The organism is Bradyrhizobium sp. B097, assembly GCF_038957035.1.
In the GTDB taxonomy this organism is placed as follows: domain Bacteria; phylum Pseudomonadota; class Alphaproteobacteria; order Rhizobiales; family Xanthobacteraceae; genus Bradyrhizobium.
The window spans coordinates 953980-980837 of sequence record NZ_CP152412.1; the positions used below are offsets into that span (position 1 = coordinate 953980).

General features: G+C 65.7%; 21 protein-coding genes and 1 riboswitch. Of the genes, 15 read left to right on the forward strand and 6 right to left on the reverse strand.

What is annotated here, in order from left to right; all coding sequences use genetic code 11:
• Window positions 1-13 precede the first annotated feature (13 nt).
• Window positions 14-2074, forward strand: coding sequence for a DEAD/DEAH box helicase (locus AAFG07_RS04410; RefSeq protein WP_342726175.1), 2061 nt, complete (start codon window positions 14-16; stop codon window positions 2072-2074).
• 213 nt (window positions 2075-2287) lie between these two features.
• Here the strand turns inward: AAFG07_RS04410 and AAFG07_RS04415 are convergent, their stop codons facing one another.
• Window positions 2288-3781 carry a sensor domain-containing diguanylate cyclase gene (locus AAFG07_RS04415; protein ID WP_342726176.1) on the reverse strand — a complete coding sequence of 498 codons (1494 nt, stop codon included), beginning with the start codon at window positions 3779-3781 and terminating at the stop codon, window positions 2288-2290.
• Between the two features lie 122 nt (window positions 3782-3903).
• On the opposite strand from AAFG07_RS04415, the gene AAFG07_RS04420 reads away from it, so the two are divergent.
• Window positions 3904-4161: a hypothetical protein gene (locus AAFG07_RS04420; RefSeq protein ID WP_342726177.1), complete on the forward strand. Its 258-nt coding sequence runs from the start codon at window positions 3904-3906 to the stop codon at window positions 4159-4161.
• 215 nt (window positions 4162-4376) lie between these two features.
• Here AAFG07_RS04420 and AAFG07_RS04425 read toward each other — a convergent pair whose 3' ends face one another.
• From AAFG07_RS04425 to metG, 3 genes are all read right to left on the reverse strand, one after another.
• A complete protein-coding gene (locus AAFG07_RS04425) occupies window positions 4377-7253 on the reverse strand; it encodes an EAL domain-containing protein (protein ID WP_171947977.1) in 2877 nt (958 codons plus the stop codon).
• Between the two features lie 120 nt (window positions 7254-7373).
• A complete protein-coding gene (locus AAFG07_RS04430) occupies window positions 7374-8372 on the reverse strand; it encodes an NAD(P)H-quinone oxidoreductase (protein WP_342726178.1) in 999 nt (332 codons plus the stop codon).
• A gap of 69 nt (window positions 8373-8441) precedes the next feature.
• On the reverse strand, window positions 8442-10121 hold the full coding sequence (gene metG, locus AAFG07_RS04435) for a methionine--tRNA ligase (protein ID WP_342726179.1): 1680 nt from the start codon (window positions 10119-10121) through the stop codon (window positions 8442-8444).
• A 280-nt stretch (window positions 10122-10401) separates the two neighbouring features.
• On the opposite strand from metG, the gene AAFG07_RS04440 reads away from it, so the two are divergent.
• The 3 genes from AAFG07_RS04440 to AAFG07_RS04450 all read left to right on the forward strand — a co-directional run bounded on the left by AAFG07_RS04440 (window position 10402) and on the right by AAFG07_RS04450 (window position 11902).
• Entirely contained in the window at window positions 10402-10593 is a 192-nt protein-coding gene (locus AAFG07_RS04440) for a DUF1192 domain-containing protein (RefSeq protein ID WP_342726180.1), read from the forward strand.
• Window positions 10594-11045: 452 nt separating this feature from the next.
• On the forward strand, window positions 11046-11558 hold the full coding sequence (locus tag AAFG07_RS04445) for a DUF1465 family protein (protein ID WP_092123179.1): 513 nt from the start codon (window positions 11046-11048) through the stop codon (window positions 11556-11558).
• Between the two features lie 47 nt (window positions 11559-11605).
• The gene (locus tag AAFG07_RS04450) at window positions 11606-11902 is read left to right on the forward strand and encodes a hypothetical protein (RefSeq protein ID WP_342726181.1); all 297 of its coding nucleotides are present in this window, start codon (window positions 11606-11608) and stop codon (window positions 11900-11902) included.
• Here the strand turns inward: AAFG07_RS04450 and AAFG07_RS04455 are convergent.
• Window positions 11893-13398 (reverse strand): PLP-dependent aminotransferase family protein, encoded by a 1506-nt coding sequence (locus AAFG07_RS04455; protein WP_342729052.1) that lies wholly within the window; start codon window positions 13396-13398, stop codon window positions 11893-11895. The two genes, AAFG07_RS04450 and AAFG07_RS04455, sit on opposite strands and share 10 nt — an antisense overlap.
• A gap of 99 nt (window positions 13399-13497) precedes the next feature.
• Here AAFG07_RS04455 and AAFG07_RS04460 point away from each other — a divergent pair, with 99 nt between their 5' ends.
• On the forward strand, window positions 13498-14124 hold the full coding sequence (locus AAFG07_RS04460) for an FMN-binding negative transcriptional regulator (RefSeq protein ID WP_342726182.1): 627 nt from the start codon (window positions 13498-13500) through the stop codon (window positions 14122-14124).
• 164 nt (window positions 14125-14288) lie between these two features.
• Window positions 14289-14906, forward strand: a complete 618-nt coding sequence (locus AAFG07_RS04465) for a LysE family translocator (RefSeq protein WP_342726183.1) — start codon at window positions 14289-14291, stop codon at window positions 14904-14906.
• 499 nt (window positions 14907-15405) lie between these two features.
• On the opposite strand, the gene rpmE is transcribed toward AAFG07_RS04465, so the two are convergent.
• On the reverse strand, window positions 15406-15633 hold the full coding sequence (rpmE, locus tag AAFG07_RS04470; RefSeq protein ID WP_016845230.1) for a 50S ribosomal protein L31: 228 nt from the start codon (window positions 15631-15633) through the stop codon (window positions 15406-15408).
• A gap of 192 nt (window positions 15634-15825) precedes the next feature.
• Here rpmE and AAFG07_RS04475 point away from each other — a divergent pair, with 192 nt between their 5' ends.
• The 8 genes from AAFG07_RS04475 (at window position 15826) to AAFG07_RS04510 (ending at window position 26806) form a co-directional block, all read left to right on the forward strand.
• Complete coding sequence (locus AAFG07_RS04475) at window positions 15826-17682, forward strand: ABC transporter ATP-binding protein/permease (RefSeq protein ID WP_342726184.1); 1857 nt, start codon at window positions 15826-15828, stop codon at window positions 17680-17682.
• Window positions 17683-17801: 119 nt separating this feature from the next.
• On the forward strand, window positions 17802-18197 hold the full coding sequence (locus AAFG07_RS04480) for a hypothetical protein (protein ID WP_342726185.1): 396 nt from the start codon (window positions 17802-17804) through the stop codon (window positions 18195-18197).
• A gap of 305 nt (window positions 18198-18502) precedes the next feature.
• On the forward strand, window positions 18503-19993 hold the full coding sequence (locus tag AAFG07_RS04485; protein ID WP_342726186.1) for an amidohydrolase family protein: 1491 nt from the start codon (window positions 18503-18505) through the stop codon (window positions 19991-19993).
• Between the two features lies 1 nt (window position 19994).
• On the forward strand, window positions 19995-20918 hold the full coding sequence (locus tag AAFG07_RS04490) for a GTP-binding protein (RefSeq protein WP_342726187.1): 924 nt from the start codon (window positions 19995-19997) through the stop codon (window positions 20916-20918).
• 429 nt (window positions 20919-21347) lie between these two features.
• Window positions 21348-21543: riboswitch (cobalamin riboswitch) on the forward strand.
• 105 nt (window positions 21544-21648) lie between these two features.
• Entirely contained in the window at window positions 21649-23931 is a 2283-nt protein-coding gene (locus AAFG07_RS04495) for a TonB-dependent receptor (RefSeq protein WP_342726188.1), read from the forward strand.
• 2 nt (window positions 23932-23933) lie between these two features.
• A complete protein-coding gene (locus tag AAFG07_RS04500) occupies window positions 23934-25412 on the forward strand; it encodes a PepSY domain-containing protein (protein ID WP_342726189.1) in 1479 nt (492 codons plus the stop codon).
• 93 nt (window positions 25413-25505) lie between these two features.
• Window positions 25506-26267 (forward strand): STN domain-containing protein, encoded by a 762-nt coding sequence (locus AAFG07_RS04505; protein WP_342726190.1) that lies wholly within the window; start codon window positions 25506-25508, stop codon window positions 26265-26267.
• On the forward strand, window positions 26264-26806 hold the full coding sequence (locus AAFG07_RS04510; RefSeq protein WP_207833465.1) for a sigma-70 family RNA polymerase sigma factor: 543 nt from the start codon (window positions 26264-26266) through the stop codon (window positions 26804-26806). The genes AAFG07_RS04505 and AAFG07_RS04510 overlap by 4 nt, the downstream gene beginning before the upstream one ends.
• Window positions 26807-26858 lie beyond the last annotated feature (52 nt).

Genomic DNA, 26858 nt, shown 5'->3' on the forward strand with positions numbered 1-26858 from the left:
GGTTTTCCATCCCGTGCCCTTCCCGACCACAAGTTCGCCGCTCGCCCGCGCCTTGGCTGAGCGCAACTACGAACAGCCGACCCCTGTCCAGCTCGCCGTGCTCGCGGACGACGCCGTCGACCGTGATCTTCTCGTTTCGGCCCAAACCGGGTCGGGCAAGACCGTTGCCTACGGATTGGCCATGGCAAAGGATCTGCTCGACGGCGCCGAGCGGTTCGAGCCGGCCGCCGCGCCGCTGGCGCTGATCGTCGCGCCGACCCGGGAGCTCGCCTTGCAGGTTCAGCGCGAGCTCGCCTGGCTCTATGAACATGCGGACGGTCGCGTCGTCTCCTGCGTCGGCGGCATGGACCCGCGCCGCGAGCAGCGCGAGCTTGCCGCGGGCGCCCACATCGTGGTCGGCACACCCGGCCGGTTGTGCGATCATTTGCGGCGGGGGCGTCTCGACATTTCGGGATTGCGGGTCGTCGTCCTCGACGAGGCCGATGAGATGCTCAATCTCGGCTTCCGCGAGGACATGGAGTTCATCCTCGAGACCACGCCGGACACGCGCCGAACCCTGCTGTTCTCGGCGACGTTTCCGCGCGGCATCGTCGCGCTGGCCAAGCAGTATCAGCAACAGGCGTTCCGGATCGAGGTCGCGGGCGACGAGGGCGGCCATGCCGATATCGAGTACCGCGCCATCCGGGTGGCCGCCGACGATGTCGAGCACGCGGTCGTCAACGTGCTGCGCTTCCATGAGGCGCCGAGCGCGCTGGTGTTTTGCAACACGCGAGAAGCCGTCAGGCATTTGCAGGCGGCGCTGCTGGAGCGCGGGTTCTCCGTGGCCTCGCTGTCAGGCGAAATGACCCAGAACGAGCGCACCCAGGCGCTGCAGGCGTTGCGCGACGGACGGTCCAGGGTCTGTGTCGCGACCGACGTGGCGGCGCGCGGCATCGACCTGCCGAGCCTCGACCTCGTCATTCATGCCGATCTGCCGAAAGATCCGGAGGTCATGCAACATCGCTCGGGCCGCACCGGCCGCGCCGGGCGCAAGGGTGTCAGCATCCTGCTGGTGCCGCCGGCACGGCGGCGCCGCGCCGAATTGCTGCTGAATCTGGCCGGCATCGATGTGGTCTGGGGTTCTGCGCCGCAGGCGGACGAGATCCGCAAGCTCGATCATGACCGCCTGCTGCAGGACGCGGTGTTCTCCGAGGAGGTGACATCAGACGATCAGGTGCTCGCGCAGGCCTTGCTTGCCGAACGGTCGCCCGAGGCGATCGCCGCGGCGCTGGCCCGGTTTTATCGCGCGCGGCTGCCTGCGCCCGAAGACATTCTCGATCCCGGCGATGGCCGGAGCCGCGATCGCGACGATCGCCGCGGCGAGCGCACCTCGCGCCGCGAGGATCGTCCCGCCGGGCCGCGATCGAAGACCGGCAAGTCCTCCCCGCGTCACGGCATGGAGGAGGCCACCGTCTGGTTCCGCGCCTCGATCGGACGCAGGAAGAATGCCGAAGCCCGCTGGCTGTTGCCGATGATCTGCCGTCGCGGCGGCATCGACAAGCACGACATCGGCGCCATCAAGATCCTGGACACGACCACCGAGTTCGAGATCGCCGCGCGGGTCGCAGATTCCTTCGCCGTCAAGATCAAGCGTCCGGACAAGGAAGACACCATCCGCATCGAGCCGCTGGCGGACGCTCCGCAGCGGCAGGCACCCTCGGACAAGCCGGCGCGCAAGCCCAGGCAGGATGCTTGGCGCGACAAGGATGACGGCGGCCACAGCGCACCGCGCCGCGACGAGCCGCGCGACGACGCGGCCGCAAAGCGACGCGGCAAGCCGGACCGCGAGGCGAGAGCGTATTCGAACGAAGGCGCGGGCCGTTCGCGTGAAGACTACGCGCCAAGGCAGGAACCGAGAGCTGCGTTCCGGTTCGACCGGGACGGCAAAGGCGCGAAGCCGAAATCTGGCGATGAGCCAAGGTTTGCAAAGAAGAAGCAGCATCGAAGCAAACCCGGCCAGGCTGGACACTGGCCAGACGTGTCGGCGGCGAAACCGAAGTTCGGCAAGAAGCCAAAGAAAAAGCATCGCGGCTGAGCTGGCGCCGGTGGCGCAGCACTTCGGTCAACGCCCCGCTACGAGCCAGAATACAAGGCCGCGTTCCAACCAACACCTGTCATCGCCCGGCTTGACCGGGCGATCCAGTACGCCGCGGCTTCTCGGCTCAAGCGCCGGCGCCTCTGGAATACTGGATCACCCGCATGCGCGGGTGATGACACCGAATATGCTATTTAACGTACGAAGCCGAACTCACGCCACCAGCGCGATCTTCGGCACGGTGGCGAGCACCGACTGGTTGCGGCCGTTGGCCTTGGCGGCGTAGAGCGCCTTGTCGGCGGCTTCGATCAGGTCGGACCATTGCTGGCCTGCAAGCGGCCGCATGCTGGCGACGCCGACGCTCACTGTCGTGATCAGCTCACCCTCGCACCATTGCTGGACCTTGCCGCGGATGGTCTCGGCCAGGTTGAAAGCCTCGAGCGCGGTCATGTTGGGCAGCAGCACGGCGAATTCCTCGCCGCCGAAGCGCGCCGGGCAATCGCCGGCGCGGCGCACCGCATCCGAAATGCAGATCGCGATTCCCACCAGCACCTGATCGCCGGCCTGATGCCCGTAGGTGTCGTTGTAGGCCTTGAAGTGATCGGCATCGATCATCAACAGCGCGACCGGCTGGCCGTAGCGGCCGGCACGGCGCCATTCGCGGTCGATCTCGGTATCGAACTTGCGCCGGTTCTTCAGGCCGGTGAGCGCGTCGGTGGTCGCCAGCTCCTCGAGCTTGTCCTCGGCGTCGGCGCGGCGGACGATCTCGCGGGCCAGCACCAGCGTCGCGCTGAGCACGAACAGCACCAGAAAGGCCATGATTGTGCCGATCCGGACCGCCTCGGTGCGCCACAGATTGAAGACAGCTTCGAGCGGCTTGCCGACCACCACGTAAAGCGGCCCGCTGCTGCTGCGTCTGACATAGAGCCGCGGCGTGTCGTCGACCGGGCCCTTGCCGGAGAACGCGCCGCCCACCTTCAGGTTCTCGGATCGCCAGTCCAGCTGCTCGGCGAGGTTCTTGCCGATCACGTCGAGATCGAACGGCGTCCGCATGATGATGGTGCGGTCGTTGCGTAGCACCGTGATGGTGTCGCCCGGCGTGAGGTTCAGCCGCCCGAACAGATCGTGGAAATAGCTGAAGCGGATCGAGCCGACCACGACGCCGAGAAAGCGGCCGTCCTCGCCGGTGATGCGCCGGCTCAGCACGATGGCGTAGGCGCCGCGATGCAGCATCGGCCGGCTGACATACAGCCCGGCGTCGGGATGGTCGCGCTGGATGGCGAAATACTCCTCGTCGCTGCGGTTCTCCGGCTGCGGATCGAGGCTTGCTGCGTCGATGGTCAGATTGCCTTTGGTGTCGAACACCTGGATCGCGCCGAAATGCTTTGCGGTCGCGGCGTGATCGAACAGGATCAGCTGGCGCAGTTCCTTGCTGACGCCGCGGATCTCCGGCATTTCCAGATTGCTGGCGACCGCGCGCAGCGACAGGTCGTAAAGCTCGACGTTGCGGCTGATGTCGGCCTCGATCCCTGACGCCAAATTCTCCAGGGTCCGGCGGGCCAGCTGTTCCTCGCCGCGGCGCATGTCGAACATCACGCCGGCGCAGATCGCGGAAAAGCCGAGGACGGTCGCAATCGACGCCGCGATCAGCAGCTTTGCCGATAGCCGCCAACGCCGCCTTGCGTCGTTTCCCCGTCGAAATGGCATGTCCCACTCCAAAGCGTCGTCATGCAACGGGAAATCTTGTTGTCGCCTTAAATGGCGACAGCGGCCGCCGAATGGGTTAACGGGTGGTTGCCGGACCCTGGTTTATTGTCATCGAGGATGTTGTGAACGACTACGACGCGCTGCGGGATTATCTGAAGAAGCAGTATTTGCCCGAATTCGTGCTGACCTTCGACGAGATCGAGGCGATCATCGATGCGGCGCTGCCGCGCGCCGCGCACCGGGCGTCGTGGTGGGAAACCCTGCGCAGCCCGCAGGAGAAGATGCCGCAGCGCGAAGCCTGCCTCGACGCCGGCTACATCGCCACCCGCCAGGCCGACGGCAGGAGTGTCAGGTTCAAGCGGATGCCGAAGCCGCGCTAAGGCGCGATCCTGAGAGGTCGGACAGTAACCGCGAAGAAGGTGCGCTCCCTCTCCCGCTTGCGGGGGAGGGCTGGGGTGGGGGCTCTCTCCACGAGTCGCATCGCGGAGAGAGCCCCCACCCGCAACGCATCTTCGATGCGATGCGACCTCCCCCGCAAGCGGGAGAGGTGCAGTGAGTTCGCGGCAGGACCGATGCTAACTTACTTGATCGCGCGTTAGCTTGCGGCTTCCAGCCGTTCCTCGGTAAGCAGGCGCGTCGCGGCATCCGCGTCCATCGGCTCGCCGAAGGCAAAGCCCTGCGCGTATTCGCAGCCGAGCTGGTAGAGCTCGACGGCGTCCGAATCCGTCTCGGCGCCCTCCGCGACCACTTCCATGCCGAGATCGTGCGCCAGCGCGATGATCGATTTCAGGATCACCGGGCGGGTGCCGCGGCTCGTGGTGCGGACGAAGGACTGGTCGATCTTGATGGTGTCGAACGGGAAGCGCTGCAAATAGGACAGCGAGGAATGTCCGGTGCCGAAATCGTCGAGCGACAGCCCGGTGCCCAGCTCGCGGATCCGCGCCAGCATCTGGGCCGCGTGCTCCGGGTTCTCCATGACCAGCGATTCCGTCAGCTCCAGCTTCAGCGTGCCGCGCGCCACCGAGGAGCGCGACAGCACGGTGCGGATATCGTGGATCAAATCGTGGCGCAGCAACTGCCGCGACGACACGTTGACCGACGCGAAGATCGGCTCGCGCGCGCGCATCGCGCGCTGCCACACCGCGAGCTGGCGCGCGGTCTGGTCCATCACGAACATGCCGAGATCGACGATCAGGCCGGTCTCCTCGGCGACGTTGATGAACTCCGACGGCGACATCCGGCCGAGCTTGGGATGGTCCCAGCGCACCAGCGCCTCGAAGCCGGCGATCGCGCGATCCTCCAGCCGCACGATCGGCTGGTACAGGATTGTGAGCTCCTGGCGCTCGATGGCGCGGCGCAGGTCGCTCTCCAAGGTCAGGCGATCGGTCTTCCGCGCCCGCATCGCCGGCTTGTAGACATCGATGCGGTCGCCGCCGATCCGTTTCGAATGATACATCGCAAGCTCGGCGTCCTTGATGATCTCGTCGGTCAGCGGCGCCGCCGGGTCGGACAGAGCAAGGCCGATCGAGGCGGTCAGGAAGATCTCGCGGTCGTTGAACGCGATCGGGGCGCGGATGGTCTTGCGGATGGTCTCGGCGAAATTGGTGATCCGCGCCGGGTCCTGCTCGGACAGCAGGATCAGGCCGAACTGGTCGCCGGCCATCCGCGCCAGCGTGTCCTGCGGCTTCAGGATGCGGGTCAGACGGCGCGCCAGCGTCAGCAGGATGGAGTCGCCGACCGCGATGCCGACGGAATCGTTGACCTGCTTGAAGCGGTCGAGGTCGATCACCATCAAGGTCGGCCGCAAGTTCGGCATGGTCTTGGCGAGGTTCGCCACCGCGCCGAGGCGATCCATGAACAGCCGGCGGTTCGGCAGGCCGGTCAGATTGTCATGCACGGAGTCATGCAACATCCGCTCTTCGGAGTTCTTGAACTCGGTGACGTCGGTCAGCGTGCCGACCACGCGCGAGACCTCGCCGTCGGAGCCGACCACGGGCCGCGCCTTCAGCGCGAACCACATGAAGTGGCCGTCGGGCGTGCGCAGCCGGAAATCCTGCACCAGGCGGCCGCGGCGCTGGTCGAGCACGCTGTCGAGTGCGGCGCGGAAGCGGTCCTGGTCGAGCGGGTGCAGCACTTCGAGCCATTTCGCCGCCGGGCCTTCCAGCGTGCCACGCTTCAGGCCGAGCAGCGCCTCGGTCTCGGGGCTGGTGAACACCTTGTCGGCGGACACGTCCCAGTCCCAGATCAGATCGCCGGAGCCGGTCAGCGCCAAGGCGCGGCGCTCGACATCGGAGACGACGCCGGTGGTGGCGCCGCCGCCGGCGAAGGCGTGCTGCATCACCGTAAAGCCGATCAGCATGACGATCAGCACGAGGCCGCCGAGCAGCGCCGGGCCGACGATGTCGTTGGTGACGGAACCCGCGACCGTCATGCCGGCCGCGACCACCCAGACCACCAGCAAGAACCAGGTCGGGATCAACAGCACCGCGCGATCGAAGCCGTGGGTCGAGAGATAGACGATCAGCGCGAAGCCGGCGAAGGCGATCATCACCAGCGACATCCGCGCGATGCCGGAGGCGACCGCGGGATCGAACAGCGCCAGCGCCACCAGCGAACCGAGGAAGACGAGCCAGCCGATCGTGATGTGCGAGTAGCGGACGTGCCAACGACTGAGATTGAGGTACGCGAACAGGAACACGAGCAGTGTCGCCGCGAGGATCGCCTCGCCCGCCGCGCGCCAGACGCGCTCGGCGTTGTTCGACATGTCGAGCACCTTGCCCCAGAAGCCGAAGTCGACGCCGATATAGACCAGCACCGCCCAGGCCAGCGCCGCGGCGGCGGGGAACATGATGCTGCCCTTGACCACAAACAAAATCGTGAGCACGAGCGCGAGCAGGCCCGAGATGCCGATCACGATGCCCTGGTACAGCGTGAACGAATTGACCTTGTCCTTGTAGGCGTCGGGTTCCCACAGATAGAGCTGCGGCAGCTTGTCGGTGCGCAGTTCCGCGACATAGGTGACGACAGCGCCGGGATCGAGCGTGATGCGGAACACGTCGGCGGTCGGACTCTCCTGCCGCTCGGGACGATCGCCGACCGACGGCGTGATGGTGGCGATGCGCGACAGGCCGAGGTCGGGCCACAACAGGCCCGACGACACGATGCGATAATGCGGCGCGACGATCAGGCGGTCGAGCTGGTCGTCGGTGTTGTTGGCGAGTGCGAACACCACCCAGTTCTGACCGCCTTCGCGGGCGCGAACTTCGATGCGGCGCACGATGCCGTCGGTTCCGGGTGCGGTGGAGACCTGGATGCGGTCGGTTTCGCTGCGCTGATGGTCGAGAACCGCGGTGAGGTCGATCGCCGGCGCATCGCTGCGCACGCTGACCGCGTCGATCGCATACGCGTCAGGCGCAGCGGCAAACATCATGAGGCCCAGCGCCAGCAGCGCAAGGCACCTGATCAGACGCAATGTCAGTACTCCGCGATCGACAAACTGCCCGGGCCCGGCGACCGGCCCGGAGGTGGCGCGATAAATGACACGAAAGCGAAGGGAATCAAAGGGTTTCCGCCCCTGCTTCCGTCGCGAGAGTTAAACCACCAACACAATTTTGCCAATATGTTCGCTGGTCTCCATGCGGCGGTGCGCATCGGCTGCCTTTTCCAGCGGGAATGTGCTGTCCATCAGCGGTTTGACGCGTCCTTCGCGCAGCAAGGGCAGCACCTTCGCCTCGATCGCCGCGACCATTGCCGCCTTGTCCGCATTACTACGGGGGCGCAGGGTCGAGCCGGTGTGGTGCAGCCGCTTGACCATCAGCTTGGCGAAATTGGCCGTGGCCTTCGGTGTTCCCGACAGGAACGCGATCTGGACGATACGGCCCTCGACCGCGGCGGCGTCATAGTTCCGGTCGATATAGTCGCCGCCCACCATGTCGAGGATGACATCGGCGCCGTTGCCGCCGGTCGCCTTCTTCACCGCCTCGACGAAATCCTCGGTCTTGTAGTTGACCGCGTAATCGGCGCCGAGCTTGAGGCAGGCGTCGGCCTTGTCCTGCGAGCCGACGGTGACGATCACCTTGGCGCCGAACGCCTTGGCAAGCTGGATCGCCATGGTGCCGATGCCCGACGAGCCGCCGTGAATCAGCAGCGTCTCGCCGGCTTGCAGCGCGCCGCGCTCGAATACGTTGTGCCACACGGTCATCAGCGTTTCCGGAATCGCGCCGGCTTCCTGCATCGTGAGCTGCGGCGGCACGGTCATCGCCTGCGCGTCCTGAGCGATGCAATATTGCGCGTAGCCGCCGCCGGCGACCAGCGACATCACCTTGTCGCCGACCTTGTGCTTTGCGCCTTCGCCGAGCGCGACCACTTCGCCCGCGATCTCGAGGCCGGGCAGGTCGCTCGCGCCGGGCGGCGGCGGATAGGAGCCGGAGCGCTGCGCGACGTCAGGGCGATTGACGCCGGCGGCCGCGACCTTGACCAGGATTTCGCCGGGACCCGGCACCGGCAGCGCGCGGGTCTCCGGCACCAGCACCTCCGGGCCACCTGGCTTGCTGATGGCAACGACGGTCATTTGCGCGGGCAGGTTTGGCATGGTTCGTCCCTGGTCAGTGAAGTGGATTGGCTGGTGGCATACCGCCTTTTCGAACGAAGCGAAACGCCATTAAGTCCCGAACCGCCTCGTCAGATGGTCGGCTTTTTCGGGGGTGATTTTCTCGACCAGCGGGCCGAGCCTTGCGACCGGCGTGCCGGCACCACTGTCCAGCAGCGGAATGAGTGGGCCATTGGGCCAGGACGGGATCACATCGTCGCGACCAAAGGCGCGGAGCACGCGCTCCGCGAGATCAGGCACGATGCTCCACGCCAGCGTGGCGCAGAGTGCGACAAGATTGAGGCCTGTGCGGGTGATGATCGCGGCACGTGCCGGATCGGACTTGATGGCCGTCCATGGTGCTGCGTGTTGCAGGTAAGCGTTCGCGGTGTCCCAGATCGCGCGGGTCGCAGCCGCGGCCGCGCGAAACTCCAGCGCGGTGTGATGGCGGTGGAGCGCTGCGATGCGCTGCTCCAGATCATCCGCGAGCTGCCGCTCGGCCTCACCGGGTGCATCGCCATCCGGGATGCGGCCCTCGAAGGCGCGATGCGCGAAACTGATGATGCGGTTGGCGAGGTTCCCGAAGATATCGGCGAGATCCTTGTTCACATCGGCAACGAATCTGGCGACGGCAAAATCGGTGTCGGCGCTTTCGGGCGCGTTGGCGATCAGCCACCAGCGCCAGAGATCGACCGGCAATTCCTCCAGCGCCGCGTCGGTGAAGATGCCGCGCTTCCTGCTGGTCGAGAACTTGCCGCCCTCGTAATTCAGCCAGTGGAATCCCTTGATCACATCGGCGGTCTTCCACGGCTCGCCAGAGCCGATCAGCGTCGCCGGAAAGCTCACGGTGTGGAACGGGATGTTGTCCTTGCCGAGAAACTGGATGTAGCTGACGTCGTCCGCTTGCCACCACCATTCCCGCCAGTCGCGATCAGGCGCAGCTGCGGCCCATTGCTGTGTCGCCGCGATGTAGCCGATCGGCGCATCGAACCAGACGTAGAACACCTTGCCGTCAAAACCCTCGCGCGGCACGGCGATGCCCCAGGCGAGATCGCGCGTGATGCAGCGGTCGCGCAGCTCGGCATTGAGCCAGCTCTTCGCGGTCGACACCACGAAGGGCGGCCAGCCGGTGCGGCTGTCGATCCACGCGCTGATCTTCTCGACCAGCTGCGACTGGCGCAGGAACAAATGACGGCTGTCGCGGATTTCGAGCGCGCGGTCGCCTGATAGCGCCGAGCGCGGATCGATCAGCTCTGGCGGGTCGAGAAGCGTGCCGCAATGGTCGCACTGATCGCCGCGCGCCGATCCATCGCTGCAATGCGGGCAGGTGCCGAGTACGTAGCGGTCGGGCAGGAAGCGCCGGTCGGCCGGCGACCACACCTGCCGCGAAATGCGCGGCTCGATCAGCCCGGCTGCGTCGAGCCGGCGATAGAAGTGCTGCGTCAGCGCATGATTGTGCGGCGCGCTGGTGCGGCCGAAATGATCGAAGGAGAGACCGAAGCGCCGGTAGATGTCGGCCTGGACGGCGTGCTGCGCATCGCAGAACTCTCTGACATCCTGCCCTGCCTCGAGGGCGCCGAGCTCGGCCGGCGTGCCGTGCTCGTCGGTCGCGCAGATGAAGAGCACGTCGTCACCGGTCTGCCGGCGGAAGCGGGCGTGGACGTCGGCGGGCAGCAGCGAGCCGATCAGATTGCCGAGATGCTTGACGCCGTTCACGTAAGGAAGGGCGCTGGTAATGAGAATCTTGCTCATGGGGTGAGGTCTTTCGCGTTCGGTGATGCCGACCCCCAAGAAAAATTTTCGACGAAATCAAATCGAAAATCAAAAAGCCCTCCCGCATGATCGGAAGGGCTTGGGGTCGGCTCATGCCTGGCGCGCAGGCGCACTATCCCGTCCGGTCAGACTCCTTGCGGTCGGGCCGGGGCATTCGCGTCAGATGTTGCGCGCACACGAAAGTCACTGCAAAATTCTCCTGCACGAGGACATTACCAGCTCTGGACGCACGGCGCCAGATTCATCGCGGGGAGGACACATGCCGATTGAGGATGAGGACCGGCCGCGGAAGAAGATCACCCACGAGATCGGACAGGATCTCTCGCTGCTGTCGGTCGAGGAATTGACCGAGCGCATCGCGCTGCTCACGACCGAAGTCGATCGCCTGAAAGAGGCAATAACGAAGAAGCGCGCGTCGAAGGACGCCGCGAACGCGTTCTTCAAATCGTAGCGCTGCGACATCATTCGGTCCCCGTAGCCCGGATGAAGCGAAGCGCAATCCGGGGCCGCGCTATCCGCGGATGGACCGTTCCCGGATTTCGCTGCGCTTCATCCGGGCTACGCGCCGGCGTGCACGCACCTGTCCCAAACTAGGTCAATGGCCGACATGGCAAACAAAGCCTGAAGAAATCCGTTCATTTACGATCGGTTAAGCTTTCTCGATTATGACTGCATTGTCCTCGTTTGGACACCGAGTGGCTCCTGTCCACTCTGTTTGACGCCTCCCTGTTATCAACTTCAAAAGCCGCCGGAAACGGCGGCTCTTTTTTGTGCGTCCTATCCGTTGGAAACCATAAATCCGGTTGCGGCTGGACTCTTCGGCGCGCCCGCGCAATGATTTGTTCATCATAAGCTGGCGCGTCAGATGCCAGCGGGCGTTACGATGGTGTGAGGGCGTTAACCATGGCGGATCGTTCCCAGAACGAAGCCGGGCTTGTGCTGTTCAGTGAACGGCTGACCAATTCTGCGGCATTTGGCGTGCTGTTCCGGGAAGGCATGGATTTGGTCGAGCAGACCGCTGCCTATCTCGACGGCGACGGCCGTGCCGAGGCCAAGGCGCTGGAGCGTTCGGTCAGCCTGACCTATGCCACCGAAAGCATGCGCCTGACCACGCGGCTGATGCAGCTCGCGTCGTGGCTGCTGCTGCATCGCGCGGTCAAGGAAGGCGAGATGACGCTGACCCAGGCCAATCGCGAGAAAACCAAGGTGAAGCTGTCGGCCGCCGATCCCGGCCCGGTCGACATGGTGACCAAGCTGCCGGAGCAATTGCAGCAGCTGATCGCCCGCTCGATGGATCTGCAGGCGCGCGTCCGCCGCCTCGACACCACGATCCATGCGCCGGCGCCGGATCGTTCGTCGATCGGCAACCCGCTGGTGCCGCAGCTCAACCGGCTCAAGGCTGCGTTCGAGCAGTAAGATCTGCGTGAGACGTCGCTGCGACGTGCTCGAGCCGCGAGGCCACAATGGTCCATGATCTGATCGCAGCAGCCGAAGCGGTTACTGACGAGCGGTCGTTCATCCGACTTCTGCAACTGATGGCGCTTGATCGGCAGGACGAGCAGCAAAAGGAATTGGCAAGACCAACTTCGCCATATTCAGCTGGACCAAACGGTTGGGAAAACGGTTCGATAGAGGCCTTCTTAGGTGCCGCGGCTTCGTGGGCCGAGGACACATCACGGACAGCCAATCTCGGACCAGAAGCTTCTGATGCTTGGCGTCGTGCAGCAATGATCGTTGTCGCGGGTGCATTCTACGAGTGAACGCGTTGCCGGCGCTGCGGTGCATCTTGATCGATCACGCGTCGCAGCCGTATCGCCGCTGCCTCCAGTCCCTCCGGTTCGAATCCACCAAAGCCGAGCATGAGGCCGGGCCGTGCTGCCGCATCGTACATCGGTGAGATCGGTCGCACGACGATGCCGGCGGCGAGCGCGGCCTTTGCCAATTGCACATCGTCGAGGCCGTGCGGCAGCCACAGCAACAGATGCATGCCCTGGTCGCTCGGCTGCAGCGTGAAATCATCAGGCATGTGTCGCTCGAGCGCCGCGATCAGTGTCGCGCGCCGCGCGGCATAGACGCCGCGGATGCGCCTGATATGCGCCTCGAACAGCCCTTCGCGCATGTAGGCCGCCAGCACATGCTGGTCGGCAGTCGGTGAATGCCGGTCGAGCAGCGCCCGCGCGCCGGCGAAGGCGTCGATCAGCGCAAGAGGCGCCACGACGTAGCCGAGCCGCAGCGAGGGAAACAGCACCTTGCTGAGCGTGCCCAGATAAATCACGCGCGACGGCGCGAGGCCCTGCATCGACGGGAACGGATGGCCCGCATAGCGCAGCTCGCTGTCGTAATCGTCCTCGACGATCCACGCATTGCTTCGCTGCGCCCACGCCACCAGTGCGTTGCGGCGGGCCATGCTCAAGGGCATGCCGAGTGGATATTGATGCGAGGGCGTCACGAAAGCTGCGCGCGCATCCGGACACGCGGCAACCGCCGCATCGACGTCGACGCCCTGTGCATCGACGGCAACACGCGTGGTGACGAAATCGAGATCGTCGAGCACGGCGCTCATGCCGGGATAGGCCGGATCCTCGGTCCACACCCGATCGCCCGCCGACAGCAGCACGCGGCCGGCAAGTGAGAGGCCCTGTTGCGTGCCGGCCGTGATCACGACCTGCTCGGGCTCGCAATGCACCGCGCGGGATTTGCGCACATAGTCGGCGATCGCCTGCCGCAGCTCCATCAGGCCGCGCGGATCGCCGTAGCTCGAAGGCGCCGCCGCGCGCGACGCGCGCACGCGGTTGCCGAGGCGGCGCCAATTGTCGTCGGGCGCAACCGCGCCTCCGGGGACCGCAATCGCAAACGGGACTTCGGGCATCGGCGTGAAGGCCGCCACCACCTTGGCAAGCCGCATCGCGCGCGGCGGCAACGCGATCGGCGCAGTCCTGTTCGGGCTGCGACCCGCCGGCGGGTGGACCGGCCGTGCTTGCTCGGCAAGCGTCGCCGCGACGCGGGTGCCGGCGCCGACCTGCGATTCCAGATAGCCCTCGGCCTGCAGCTGCTCGAAGGCTTCCGTCACCGTGCCGCGCGCCACGCCGAGCGAGGCCGACAGCGCGCGGGTCGACGGCAGATACTCCCCGGCCTTCAGCTCGCCATTGGCGATGGCGCCGCGCAGCGCCCGCGCGATCTGCCGCCCGACCTGTCCGGCGGTGCGGTCGACCGTCCGCAGCGAGGGGATGCTGATGGTGGCGCGCAGGCGAGGCATAGTGGACCAGTCATTGTGATCGAAAGTGGCTCTTATCATAGGCCACTTCGGCGCTATGTTGCGAGCAACAATTCGATGAGGTCTGCCAAGAGGTCTGCCATGTACCTGCCGCCGCATTTCAAGATCGATGAGCTCGGCCCGATCCACGCCGCGATGCGGGCGTCGCGCCTCGCGACATTGGTCACCGCGACGGCCGACGGGCTGATCGGAACGCCGCTGCCGCTGATCCTCAATGAAAACGAGGGCGACTACGGCACGCTGTACGGTCACGTCGCGCGGCCCAATCCGCAATGGAAGCTGCCCGCGGTCGGCGAAGCGATGGCGATCTTCACCGGGCCCGACGCCTATGTGACGCCGTCCTGGTATGTGACCAAGGCCGAGCACGGCAAGGTGGTGCCGACCTGGAATTACGTTGCCGTCCACGCCTATGGTGCGGCCGAGTTCTTCGAGGATGCGGACCGGCTGCTCGATGTCGTAACGCGACTGACCCGATTGCACGAGAGTACGCGCAAGGAAGTCTGGCAGGTCAGCGATGCGCCCGATGATTTCATCAAGGCGCAGCTGCGCGGCATCGTCGGCTTCCGGATGCCGATCACACGGATCGACGCCAAGAAGAAGATGAGCCAGAACCGCAAGCTCGAGGATCGCGCCGGCGTCATCGCGGGCCTTGGCGCCAGCGACGATCCGGGTGATCGCGAGGTCGCGGCGATGATCCCGGCGAACTGAGACGCCGTGAACAAATTGCAGGCCGTCATTGCGAGGAGCGATAGCGACGAAGCAATCCATCCATCGGCATATGCGGACAGATGGATTGCTTCGCTTCGCTCGCAATGACGGCGAAGGAAGTAGCGCCCGCTCAGCCCCTTATCGTCCAGAGATTGAGCCTGTACATGGAATTGTACCTTGCCTTTGCGGTCACGACCGCGACCTTCGCGCTGATCCCGGGTCCAGCCATGCTCTATGCCGCGGCCCGCACTTTGGCGGGCGGCCGGCGCGCGGGGCTGATGGCCTCGCTCGGCCTGCATCTCGGCGGCTACGTCCATGTCATCGCCGCGGCGGCCGGCCTCGCGCTGCTGTTTCATGCGGTGCCGCCGCTATTCACAGCGATGAAGCTCGCCGGTGCGGCCTATCTGGTCTGGCTCGGGCTGTCGCTGTTCCGCGATCGCGGCACTGCAAAGAGTCCCGTGTTGGCGCCGCTCTCCGCGGAGCGCGCCTTCGCGCAAAGCATCGTCGTCGAGGTGCTCAATCCGAAGACCGCGATCTTCTTCCTGGCGTTCCTGCCGCAGTTCGTCGACGCGTCGGCCAGCGTGCCGGTCTGGGCCCAGCTGTTCCTTCTCGGCACCATCGTCAACCTGACGTTCTCGGCGGTCGATATCGTCTGCGTGTTCTTCGCCAGCGCCGTGATGACGAAGCTGCAGCGCTCCAGGAGGTCACAGCGCATCATGCAGCGGATCGGCGGCAGCATCCTGGTCGCGCTCGGCGCGCGGCTGGCCTTCCAGGATCGCTAGGGTCACGGCTTGACCCGGGGCCCATCATTGTTGTGCGACGCTGGGGCCACGGCCCCTTCAACAACACAACCCTGTGGTTATGGGTCCCTGCTTTCGCAGGGACGACGATTGTGGATGCAGGCCGTGCGACACATTCAGTGTCGTCCTGGCGAAGGCCAGGACCCATTACCCCGAAGGCTCGTTGTCGCGCGACGCTGGGGCCACAGCCCTCCTCAACAACACGACCCTGTGGTTATGGGTCCCTGCTTTCGCAGGGACGACGATTGTGGATGTAGGCCGTGCCGCACATTCAGTGTCGTCCTGGCGAAGGCCAGGACCCATTACCCCAATTCTCAATTGTTGCGCGCGCTCGGGCGCCGATCCCGTTCATCACCGAATGCGGTGGCTATGGGTCCTGGCCTTCGCCAGGACGACAAATGGAGCGAGCAGCCCAAAACAAAAACGCCCCCAAGATGGAGGCGTTTTGCGTTTGATCGCGAGGGCGATCCCGAAGCGGACTTTAGTCCTTCTTGAGGAAACCCGAAAACTTCTTCTGGAAGCGCGACACACGGCCGCCGCGGTCCATCAGCTGCTGGGTACCGCCGGTCCAGGCCGGATGCGACTTGGGGTCGATGTCGAGGTTCAGCGTGTCGCCTTCCTTGCCCCAGGTCGAGCGGGTCAGGTACTCGGTGCCGTCGGTCATGACGACCTTAATCGTATGATAATTCGGATGAATATCGGCTTTCATGGCAGTTCCTTCGGCGCGCCAGCGCCCGTCTCAAGACATCTAGGTACGGGATTTGGGCGGCTCTATAACCCATGGTGCCGGCCAAGACAAGCCAAGAAGGGGCTTAAGCCCATCACCGGATTGGGACTTTACCGGATTTGCCAGCCGGGGGTCGGCGGGCCTATGTGGGGGGCGATAGAACCGGTCTAGATAATGAGTGTAGCCGAACAGCTTGAGACCCCTCGCGGCACCCCCGAGCCGCCGCGCGACGCGTTGCTCGATGAGGAGGCCTTCATCGAGGGCCAGATCATGGAGCCGGCGAAGAGCCGTGCCCGCTTGCGGCCCCTGCTTGCGCTGGCGCCCTATGTGGCGCGCTACAAGGGGCGGGCGATCCTCGCGCTGATCTCGCTGACGATTGCGGCGATCACGACGCTGATCGTGCCGGTCGCGGTGCGGCGGATGATCGACCTCGGCTTCACGCCCGAAGGCATCGCGATGATCAACAGCTATTTCAGCGTGATGATCGCCGTCGTCGCGGTGCTCGCCTGTGCCAGCGCCTCGCGCTACTACCTCGTGATGACGATCGGTGAACGCATCGTCGCCGATCTCCGGCGCGACGTGTTCGCGCATCTGATCTCGCTGTCGCCCTCGTTCTTCGATTCCGCACGGAGCGGCGAGCTGGTGTCGCGGCTCACCGCCGACACCACGCAGATCAAATCCGCGGTCGGCGCCTCGGTGTCGATCGCGCTGCGCAATCTGATGCTGTTCTTCGGCGCCGCCGCGATGATGGTGATCACGAGCCCGCGGCTCTCGGGCTTCGTGCTGCTCGCGATTCCGATGATCGTGATTCCGCTGGTTGCGTTCGGCCGCTGGGTGCGGCGGCTGTCGCGCAACGCCCAGGACACGCTGGCCGATGCCAGCGCCTATGCGAGCGAGCTGGTCAATGCGATCCGCACCGTGCAGGCCTATACCGGCGAGCGGCTCGCCCGGACGCGCTTTGCCCGCGAGGTCGAGCAGGCCTATGACGCCGCGCGCAGCTCGACCAAGGCGCGCGCGATGCTGACGTTGATCGTCATCTTCATCGTGTTCGCCAGCGTCGTCGTGATCCTCTGGGTCGGCTCGCACGACGTGCTGATCGGTGCCATCAGCCCCGGCCGGCTCGGACAGTTCATTCTCTACACGGCCTTCGCCGCGAGCGGCCTCGGCCAGCTCAGCGAGGTCTGGGGCGAGGTCTCGGCCGCATCGGGCGCCGCCGAACGGCTGTTCGAGATATTGCGCGTCAGGCCGCAGATCGCAGCTCCCGCATCGCCGCGCGCACTACCGCAGCCCGCGCGCGGCGATGTCGGCTTCGACAATGTCAGCTTCGCCTATCCGACCCGGCCCAACGCGCTCGCGGTCGACGGCGTATCGCTGGAGGTGCGCTCCGGCGAGAAGGTCGCGATCGTAGGTCCCTCCGGCGCCGGCAAGAGCACGCTGTTCCATTTGCTGCTGCGCTTCTACGATCCGAAATCGGGCACCATCTCGCTCGACGGCGTGCCGATCCGGCAGGCCGATCCGGCCGACGTGCGTGCGCGGATCGCGCTGGTGCCGCAGGATTCCGTGGTGTTCGCCGCGAGCGCCCGCGACAACATCCGGTTCGGCCGGCCCGATGCCACCGACGCCGAGGTGGAGCGCGCCGCCGATCTCGCCCATGCCACCGAATTCCTGCGCCGGCTGCCCGAAGGCTTCGACGCCCAGCTCGGCGAGCGCGGCGTGACGCTGTCGGGCGGCCAGCGCCAGCGCATCGCGATCGCCCGCGCGATCCTGCGCGATGCGCCGCTGCTGCTGCTCGACGAGGCGACCTCGGCGCTCGACGCCGAGAGCGAGACGCTGGTGCAGACCGCGCTGGAGGAATTGATGCGCCGTCGCACCACGCTGGTGATCGCACATCGCCTGGCGACCGTGCTGTCCTGCGACCGCATCCTTGTCATGGACCAGGGCAGGATCGTCGAGCAGGGTACCCACACCGAACTGGTTGCCGCGGGCGGCCTCTATGCGCGGCTGGCACGGCTGCAGTTCGAGGGGATTTGAGCGGGCCTAACGCGCTTATGCCGCTCCTATGAGATCGCTTGCGCGTTCCCCTCGAAAACCTATTGCTGCGCAAGGATAGTCACGCCGCGCCATGGATCGGCGCGCGGGGTGTTCGATCGATGCGCAGCGAGGGAGCGACCGAACCGCAGGGCAAGCTGCTCTGCGCGTGGCAACTCGCAATGCTGCGCTTCGTGGTCACGTGCGACGACGCCGACCGGATGCAGGTGCTCGCAATGGCTGGTGAGCTCGATCGATCGGGTGGCTCGGCCGACGGCTCGTTCCACTTCTTCCGCAGGACGACCGCGGAACTCTGTCACGCCATTACCGGCAGTGACCCGCATGCCGAGGCTATTGTCCGACGCTTCGAGGTGCAAATCGAAAATCCCCGGCTGCGTCGCGCCTTCGAAGCGGCCATCGGGATGGATCGGACCCCGCCGAAGATCGTCGCGAGCCGCACCAGGCCGAGAGCCGATCTCTGGAGGGGGCTCTCCCCACGACGCGCAAGTGCGACGTAACGAAGCTCACTGCCAGACCCGTCATCCCCGCGCAAAGGCTTCGCCTTTGTTGCTGGAAGTGCGAGCGGAGCGAGCTTCGAACGATGCACGGCCCCGCTGGTGGCCGTCGATCCTTCGAGGGCCGCTGAAGGAGCGGCCACCTCAGGATGACGGGGAGAAAGGAAATCAGCGGAGACGACGTTGATCCTACGCGGCGATAGATGCGATGCATTTTTGTCTCTTGGCCCCGCATCGGACCGGTCGTAAGCCTTTGATGAAAGCGGCCGGCCGGGACCGCGGTTTTGGACAATGCGGGGAGTGGCGAGATGGGTGGTTTGGTGATCAGCGGCGGCCGGGTGGTGGATCCGGCCAGCGGGATGGACGCGATCGGCGACGTCGCGGTGGTCGACGGCCGGATCGCCGCGGTCGGCACCGGCCTCGGCGGCGCCGAGCGGCAGATCGATGCCACCGGACTTGTGGTGGCGCCCGGCTTCATCGACCTGCACGCGCATGGCCAGACCATTCCGGCCGATCGCATGCAGGCGTTCGACGGGGTCACGACATCGCTCGACCTCGAGGCCGGCGTGTTGCCGGTGGCATCCTGGTACAAGCGTCAGGCCGAGAAGGGGCGGGTGCTGAACTACGGCGCGGCGGCCAACTGGGCCTTCGCGCGGATCGGTGCGATGACCGGCTCGAATGCGGAAAGCTCGCTGGAATCATTCGGCGCCGCGATGCGCGATCGCCGCTGGATCGAGAACGTGGCGACCGAGGGCGAGGTCGGCGGCATTCTCGCGCGCCTTGCCAACGGACTGAATGAGGGCGGCATCGGCATCGGCATTCTCAACGCCTATGCGCCGGGCGCCGGCGTGCAGGAACTGACTGCGGTGTGCCAGCTCGCCGCCGATCATGCGGTGCCGACCTTCACCCACGTCGCCTACATGTCCCGCATCGATCCAGAGAGCGCGGCCGAGGCCTATATCCGCCTGATCGGCTATGCCGGCGCCACCGGCGCGCACATGCACATCTGCCATTTCAACTCGTCGAGCAAGACGGACATCGAACGCTGCGTTGCGCTGATTGCGAAAGCGCAGGCGCAGGGCCTGCCGATCACGGTCGAGGCCTATCCCTACGGCACCGGCTCGACCGTGCTGGCGGCGACCTTCTTCAGCGATCCCAAATTCGAGGAGCGCAACGGCCTCGGCTACGATTCGGTGCAGCGCGTGACCGACGGTCATCGCTTCGGCAGCCGCGAGGAGCTGCTGGCGGCGCAGGCCGCAGAGCCCTCGACGCTGGTGCTGTGGCATGTGCTCGATATCGAGAACAACGCGCATCATCGCGATCTGCTCGACATGGCGGTGCTGTATCCGGGCGGTGCGATCGCGTCCGACGCGATGCCGTGGACGCTGTCGGACGGCCGCCCCTACACCGGCGACGCCTGGCCGCTGCCTGATGATGCCACCTCGCATCCGCGTTCGGCCGGCTGCTTCACTCGCTTCATCCGCGAATGGGTGCGCGAGCGCAGGAAGGTGTCGCTGCTCGAGGGCATCCGCAAATGCGCGCTGATCCCGGCGGAAATCCTGTCCGCGAGCACGCCGGCGATGCGCGCCAAGGGCAGGTTGCAGGTCGACGCCGACGCCGATGTCGTGGTGTTCGACTTCGAGACGCTCAGCGATCGCGCGACCTTCTCCGCGATGAACCGCCCGGCGGAAGGCGTGCGGCATCTCGTGGTCAGCGGCCAGCCGCTGATCAATGATGGCGTGCTCGACGTCGCGGCACGGCCGGGCCGGCCGGTGCGCCGGCCGGTCACTGGGGGCTGAGGTGGCGGTCCCGATCCTGCTGGTCGCGGGTTTTCTCGGGGCGGGCAAGACCACGGTCGTGAACCATCTGCTGGCGCATGCGCAAGGCCGGCGCATCGCCGCCGTGGTCAATGATTTCGGCGCGATCAATATCGACGCGGAGCTGATCGCCGGCGCCAGCGATGGCGTGGTCAGCCTGAGCAATGGCTGCATCTGTTGCACGCTGGAGGGCGATCTGCTGCGCACGCTCGCTGGCCTGCTGCGGCGTGATCCGCGTCCCGAATTCATCGTGATCGAGACCAGCGGGATCGCCGATCCCGCCGACATCGTGCGCAACCTGATGGATCCGGTGATCTGGAAGGAGGCGCCGCTGGAGACCGTTCTGTGCGTGGTCGACGCGACGCAGCCTGCGGCGATGCTGAACGATGCGCTGCTGCGCTCGCAGCTGCGGGCGGCAGATGTGGTGGCGCTGAGCAAGGTCGATCTGGCCGATGCAGCCGCGTGCGCCGCGATCCGCGATGCGGTGCGGGCAGTGCGTCCGGCGGCCGTGGTGGTCGATGCGCTGCATGGCGAGGTGCCGGCCGCGCTGCTGTTTCCCGCGGACCTCGATCAGTTGCCGGCGCCGCGCGAGACCGCGCCGCGACGACCGGTATCCGATCGGTTCGAGACCCTGAGCTGGACGTCGGAGCGGAAGGTAGCGCTGCCGCGCTTGCAGCAGGCGATCGGCAGACTGGCGCCGAAGCTGGCGCGGGCGAAGGGATTGTTCGAGACGGTGGAGCAGCCCGGCCGGCTGACGGTGTTTCAACTCGCCGGCGGCCGCGCGACATTGGCCGCCGGCGGCGTGCCGACACCCGGCGTGCCACGCACGCGAATCGTGTTCATCGCCGAGATGGGCGCGCTGTCGCGAGCCGAGATCGATGAGGTGATGCAGGGATGCGTCGAGTGATCCGTCATCCAGAGAGAATGTGAATGCATTTAGCGTCGTCCTGGCGAAAGCCAGGACCCATTACCCCAACCGCTTGTTGTTGTGCGACGCTGAGGCCGCTATCGCACTCCCAATCGAATTCGGTGGTTATGGGTCCTGGCTTTCGCCAGGACGACTGCGTGGGGAGGCCGCTCGCTACAATTCTCACACCGTCACCCTGAGGAGCGCGAAGCGCGTCTCGAAGGGTCGACGGCCCGGCTGGTGGCCGATGCATCCTTCGAGGCTCGCTCCGCTCGCACCTCCAGCGACAAAGGCGAAGCCTTTGCGCAGGGATGACGGGGATAAGAAGTACCCGCGTCGGCCCTCGCTGTCCCCGTGTCATCGCCGCAGCATCATCCCGCAAAGCATGTGTGCGACAATCGCATCGAATTGACAGTCCATCCCGCACCACCTATCGTTTTTGCCGACGGTTCCCTTCGGGGATCAAAAGGGAATGCGGTGCGAGGGTAACCCCAATGCCGCAGCTGTCCCCGCAACTGTAAACGGCGAGCCTTTCGTCAATTTGCCACTGGGCCATCGGTCCGGGAAGGCGTCGACAGGCGATGACCCGTGAGCCAGGAGACCTGCCGTCAGTCGTGGTCACACGCGAGCACATCGGGCGGGGGCGTCCTGGTGGGATGGGAGCACTGCCTCTGGGGCAATGCGCCAGTCCGCGTTCGCGGTGACGTGCCACGTTACCGCGAGTCCTTTCATGTCTCCGTCCTCTCCCGCCGCGCGCCGTTGGCGCCTCGGTCTCGTTTGCTCCCTGTCATCGCTGCTGTTGCCGGCTGAAGGTTCGGCACAAACATCCCCACCCACAACGCTCGATCCGATCGAGGTCGCGCCCTCGACATCAGCAAAGCCCAAGCCTGCGGCGCGAAGCCGCAACTCGGCGACGTCGTCGCGGCCGCGCGCCAGACCTGCGACGGCCGCGGCAACCGCTGGCGCGCCGCGCGCCGCGGCGTCGGGCGCATCGGGAACGGCATCGCCGACGCTCAATGCCACCACACAGGGAGGCACCGGCAGTCGCCTCAATCTGACGCCGCTGCAGACGCCGGCCAGCGTCGAGATCATCACGGCGCAGACCATCGCCGAACGCGGCCAGCATAATGTGCTTGATGCCGTCACCCAGAACGCGGCCGGATTCACCGCAACGCCGGCGCCTGGCAATGGCGGACTGTCGTTCAGCACCCGCGGCTTTGCCGGCAGCAACTCGGTGATGACGCTGTATGACGGCACGCGCTTCTATATCGGCTCCGGCACCCTGACGTTCCCCTACGACACCTGGTCGACCCAGCGCGTTGAAGTGCTGCGCGGCCCGGCCTCGGTGCTGTATGGCGAAGGCGCGATCGGCGGCGTCATCAACGTCGTTCCGAAAAAGCCGCAGGGCACGCCCTACAACGAGGCCGAGGTCTCGCTCGACAGCAACATGGCGCGACGGCTCTCGGTCGACAGCACCGGTCCGATCAATCCCAATGTGTCCTACCGCATCAACGCCACCGGCAACATGTCGGACGGCTGGGTCGATCGCGACAGGACCTCGAATGCGGTGGTCTCCGCCGCCGTGCGGGTGCAGGCATCGGACAATCTCGCCTTCACGCTGTCCGAGGATTACGGCGACCGCAGCCCGTCGCGCTATTTCGGCACGCCGCTGATCAACGGCTCGATCCAGGACGCGCTGCGCTTCAAGAACTACAACGCATTGGACAGCGCGATCCGCTATCAGGACAGCTGGACCCAGTTCAAGACCGAGTGGGACGTCGCCGACGGCATCAAGATCAACAACACGCTGTATTACCTGACCAGCGAGCGGCACTGGCGCGATATCGAAAACTACACCTGGAACCCGAAGACCCAGCTGATCGACCGCTCCAGCTACATCGAGATCTTCCACGACCAGAAGCAGCTCGGCAACCGGATGGATACGACCTTCAGCGGTCACGTCTTCGGCCTCGCGAACCAGTTTGTCGCCGGGTTCGACGTCAACCGAATCGACTTCACCCACACCAACAATTCGCCCTATGGCGGCGCGTCGTCGGTCAACCCTTACGTGTTCGATCCCGGATCGTTCTTCGCGACGACCACGGCGACGACGCCGGGCTTCAACGCGATCGTCAATCAGTACGCGCTGTTCGCCGAAGATCGGCTGTCGCTGACCGATCAATTGTCGCTCGTCACCGGCGTCAGGTACGATCGTCCCGAGGTCGATCGCACCGACTACAAGACGCCGGCGAACAGTTTTGAAACCACGCTGTCGGGCACCAGCTGGCGAACCGGGTTGGTGTACGAACCGATCAAGAACCTCGCGTTCTATGGTCAGTACGCGGTCGGCGTCGATCCGGTCAGCAACCTGATCTCGCTGTCGACCTCGCAGAAAACCTTCCAGCTCGCGACCGGCAAGCAGACCGAGATCGGGGTCAAGCAGTCGTTCTGGGGCGGCCGCGGTGAGTGGACGCTGGCCGCTTACGAGATCGTCAAGACCGGCCTGACCATTCCCGATCCCAGCAATCCGACCGCCGGCCTGGCACTGCAGATCGGCCAGCAATCATCCCGCGGGGTCGAAGGAACGATCGGGCTCGCGCTGAACGACGGCTGGCGCGTCGACGCCAATCTTGCGCTGCTGCGTGCGAGATACGACAACAACAGCCAGGTGGTTAGCGGGAAGGTCGTCAGCTACAACGGCAATGTTCCGGTCAACGTTCCGCAGCAGGTCTCGAACGTCTGGCTGACCTGGGACTTCGCGCCCAACTGGTCGGTCTATGGCGGCGTGCAGATCGTCGGTGCGATGTACTCCGATCTCGCCAACACCCAATTGCGGCCGGGCTACAATGTGGTCAATGGCGGCATCAGGTGGAAGCCGGATGACCGCACCACGGTTGCGTTCCGGGTCTATAATCTGTTCGACAAGGTCTACGCGGTGACCTCGAACGGGACGGGACAGTGGCTGCTCGGCATGCCGCGCACCGCCGAATTGTCCGTCAACGTGAAGTTCTGACCATGCGCAACGCTCTGATCCGGCGAGCGCGGCGATGGCTTTATGTCGTCCATCGCTGGATCGGCATTGCGACGTGTCTGTTCTTCGCGATGTGGTTCATCTCCGGCCTCGTCATGATGTATGTGGCGTTTCCGCGCCTCACTGACGACGAGCGCCTCTCTGCGCTCCCTGGCATCGTTTGGAGCAAGGTGCAGGTCGCTCCTGATCGCGCGATGGCGGTCGCGGGTGTCGAGCGTTATCCGCGTGACCTTCGCCTGTCGATGATGGACGACGCGCCGGTCTATCGCGTGAACGGCTGGAACGGAGGCGCCATCACCATCTCGGCGATCGATGGCCGGGTGATCGATCGCGTCACGCCGGATCAGGCGCTGGCCATTGCACGCCATCATCCGCACGCGGTGCGTCCGCAATTGCTCGACACGGTGACGCGCGACCAATGGTCGGTCACCGCGCGCTTCGATCCGTTGCGGCCGCTCTATTTGATCGGCCTCGGCGATCCCGATGGCACCGAGCTCTACGTCTCGTCGCGCACCGGCGAGATCGCGCTCGACACCACGCGGCAGGAACGCGTCTGGAACTGGCTCGGGTCGATCCCGCACTGGATCTATCCGACCGTGCTGCGCAAGGACGGGCCGTTGTGGCGGGACGTGGTGCTGTGGATCTCGGGCATCTGCCTCGTCGTCGCGGTCACCGGCTTCTGGATCGGCATTCTGCGCCTGCGGCTGACGCGCCGTTACGCTGATGGCGCGATCTCGCCCTATCGCGGCTGGATGGCCTGGCATCATATCGCCGGCCTCGTCGGCGGCATCTTCGTCTTCACCTGGATGTTCAGCGGCTGGCTGTCGCTCAATCCCGGCGGCGCCTTCTCCGGGCGCGGCCTCACGCGCGAGATCGCGGTCGCTTACAGCGGCCACGACACGCCCGATATCGTCGCCGGCTTGCCGTCGCCGCCGCCGGTATCAGCCGTGGAGGCGCGCTTCGTCTGGATCGGCGGACATCCCCTGATGGTGCTCGACGCTAGCGGCGGCCGTCGCAGCCTCGCCGATCCCGTGACCGGCGCGCCCGTGACGCTCTCGCAGGATGAGATCGTCGCGGCCGCCCGGCGCGCGATGCCGAAAGCTGCGATGATATCGGCGCGACAGCTCGATGAGCCGGACGCCTACTGGTACACGCTGCACCATGCGCGCGAGCTTCCGGTGCTGCGGATCGGCTTCGACGATCCCGCCCACACCTGGCTGCACATCTCACCTAGCACCGCCGAGATCCTCGACCGCAGCGACGACAGCCGCCGGTCCTATCGCTGGCTGTTCAACGCGCTGCACAGCCTGGATTTCCCGCTGCTGCTGCGCATCTCGCCGGCGCGCGATGTCGTGGTCTGGCTGCTGTCGGCGGTCGGCACCATCGTCTCGATCAGCGGTATCGTGATCGGCTGGCGCCGGCTGCGACGGCGCAAGGTGCGGCCGGTGCGAGGCCCTTGTTAGCAGATTGTCACAATCTGTTTCTATGTTGCGCCTGCCGCGGGGTTTGACGAACGGCTCTATCGATCACCGATAGATCGTGCTGTTCGGCTGGGCTTGAGGATCAAGGCGGCGCCTCATGCACTTTGTTCAATGGGTCGGAAGATCGGGCTGCGCTCGAAGCATGATCGGATGTGGCAGCGCTTTCTTGGCCTGGTCATAGGCACTCTCGTTGCCGGGAATATCCAGACGGTAACGATGGCCGCAAGCCTTGAATCAGTTCGGACGCCGGCAACGGTCGACTTCGATATTGGCAGCCAGCCTCTGGTCTCCGCGCTCGATGCCTACAGCGCGGCCACCGGTCTTCAGGTCGTTTACGACGCCACACTGGCCGGGGGACGCCGCGCGCAGGCCGTCAAGGGATCGATGACGCCCGACATGGCGTTGCAGCTCCTGCTCGAAGGAACCGGTCTGGTCGCGGTCTATGCCGCGGCGAACGCCTTCACGATTGTACCTGCGGCCACTGCGCCGCAGACGGCGTCGATGCGCGGCTTCATGCCGTATCTTGCGTCCGTCCAGAGCAGCATTGAGGAGGCATTCTGCCGGTCAGCGCTGACCGCGCCGGGCGGCTATCGGATCAAGTTCAGGTTCTGGATCGGGCATGCCGGCGAGGTGCTGCAGCCCCAGTTGCTCGGCTCGACCGATGACAGCGCGCGCGACCAGGCGATCGCCGCCCTGTTGCGTGCTGTCGTCATCGGCCGACCGCCGCCGCCGGATATGCCGCAGCCCGTCATGATGGCGGTTTCGCCGCGGCCGCCTTCCGAGACCGGCGACTGTGCCGCGCGTGACCCGAGGCGCCCGGGACTGGTCGCGCGATGACGGAAACCACTTCGACCACGCTTCGGCAGGTGCTCGTCGAGCGCTACGACGAGCTTCGACGCCGCCTCGCGCGGCGTCTCGGCGACGAAAGAGCCCGCGAGACCCTTCACGAGACGTGGCTGCACCTTCGCGACAAGAACGGCCCGGGCGTGGTGGACAGCCCGATCGGCTATCTGCTGCGCAGCGCGCTCAATCTTGCGATCAGCCGGGAGCGCCAGGAGACGCGCCGCATCAAACGGTTCGAGGTGCAGCCGATGCTCGAGATCGCCGACGCGGCGCCCGGGCCGGAACGCGAGGTCGAATCGCGGGAGCAGATTGCGCATCTGGAGCAGGTGCTTGAGGAGCTCACGCCGCGCCGCCGGACGATCCTGCTCGCATCCCGCCTGGAAGGCACGCCACTCCGGGAAATCGCCGCGCGCCTCGGGGTTTCGCAGCGCTTGGTGGAGCTTGAGCTGAAAGCCGCGCTCGAGCACTGCGCCAAGCGGTTTAATAAAAAGGTCACAAGGCGTTTCGGTCCGGCGCCGCGGGAAACGTCCTGATAGGAGAGCGTCAGAGTGTTGCGTATTTGGATGGACGTGCTGCCAAGAGAAA

What these genes read in the sequence shown, in the direction of transcription:
- AAFG07_RS04415 (WP_342726176.1), bottom strand. Translation starts at nt 3,781, where the DNA reads ATGCCATTTCGACGGGGAAACGACGCAAGGCGGCGTTGGCGGCTATCG.
- AAFG07_RS04430 (WP_342726178.1), bottom strand. Translation starts at nt 8,372, where the DNA reads ATGCCAAACCTGCCCGCGCAAATGACCGTCGTTGCCATCAGCAAGCCA.
- metG (WP_342726179.1), bottom strand. Translation starts at nt 10,121, where the DNA reads ATGAGCAAGATTCTCATTACCAGCGCCCTTCCTTACGTGAACGGCGTC.
- AAFG07_RS04440 (WP_342726180.1), top strand. Translation starts at nt 10,402, where the DNA reads ATGCCGATTGAGGATGAGGACCGGCCGCGGAAGAAGATCACCCACGAG.
- AAFG07_RS04445 (WP_092123179.1), top strand. Translation starts at nt 11,046, where the DNA reads ATGGCGGATCGTTCCCAGAACGAAGCCGGGCTTGTGCTGTTCAGTGAA.
- AAFG07_RS04450 (WP_342726181.1), top strand. Translation starts at nt 11,606, where the DNA reads ATGGTCCATGATCTGATCGCAGCAGCCGAAGCGGTTACTGACGAGCGG.
- AAFG07_RS04455 (WP_342729052.1), bottom strand. Translation starts at nt 13,398, where the DNA reads ATGCCTCGCCTGCGCGCCACCATCAGCATCCCCTCGCTGCGGACGGTC.
- AAFG07_RS04460 (WP_342726182.1), top strand. Translation starts at nt 13,498, where the DNA reads ATGTACCTGCCGCCGCATTTCAAGATCGATGAGCTCGGCCCGATCCAC.
- AAFG07_RS04465 (WP_342726183.1), top strand. Translation starts at nt 14,289, where the DNA reads ATGGAATTGTACCTTGCCTTTGCGGTCACGACCGCGACCTTCGCGCTG.
- rpmE (WP_016845230.1), bottom strand. Translation starts at nt 15,633, where the DNA reads ATGAAAGCCGATATTCATCCGAATTATCATACGATTAAGGTCGTCATG.
- AAFG07_RS04475 (WP_342726184.1), top strand. Translation starts at nt 15,826, where the DNA reads ATGAGTGTAGCCGAACAGCTTGAGACCCCTCGCGGCACCCCCGAGCCG.
- AAFG07_RS04480 (WP_342726185.1), top strand. Translation starts at nt 17,802, where the DNA reads ATGCGCAGCGAGGGAGCGACCGAACCGCAGGGCAAGCTGCTCTGCGCG.
- AAFG07_RS04485 (WP_342726186.1), top strand. Translation starts at nt 18,503, where the DNA reads ATGGGTGGTTTGGTGATCAGCGGCGGCCGGGTGGTGGATCCGGCCAGC.
- AAFG07_RS04495 (WP_342726188.1), top strand. Translation starts at nt 21,649, where the DNA reads ATGTCTCCGTCCTCTCCCGCCGCGCGCCGTTGGCGCCTCGGTCTCGTT.
- AAFG07_RS04500 (WP_342726189.1), top strand. Translation starts at nt 23,934, where the DNA reads ATGCGCAACGCTCTGATCCGGCGAGCGCGGCGATGGCTTTATGTCGTC.
- AAFG07_RS04510 (WP_207833465.1), top strand. Translation starts at nt 26,264, where the DNA reads ATGACGGAAACCACTTCGACCACGCTTCGGCAGGTGCTCGTCGAGCGC.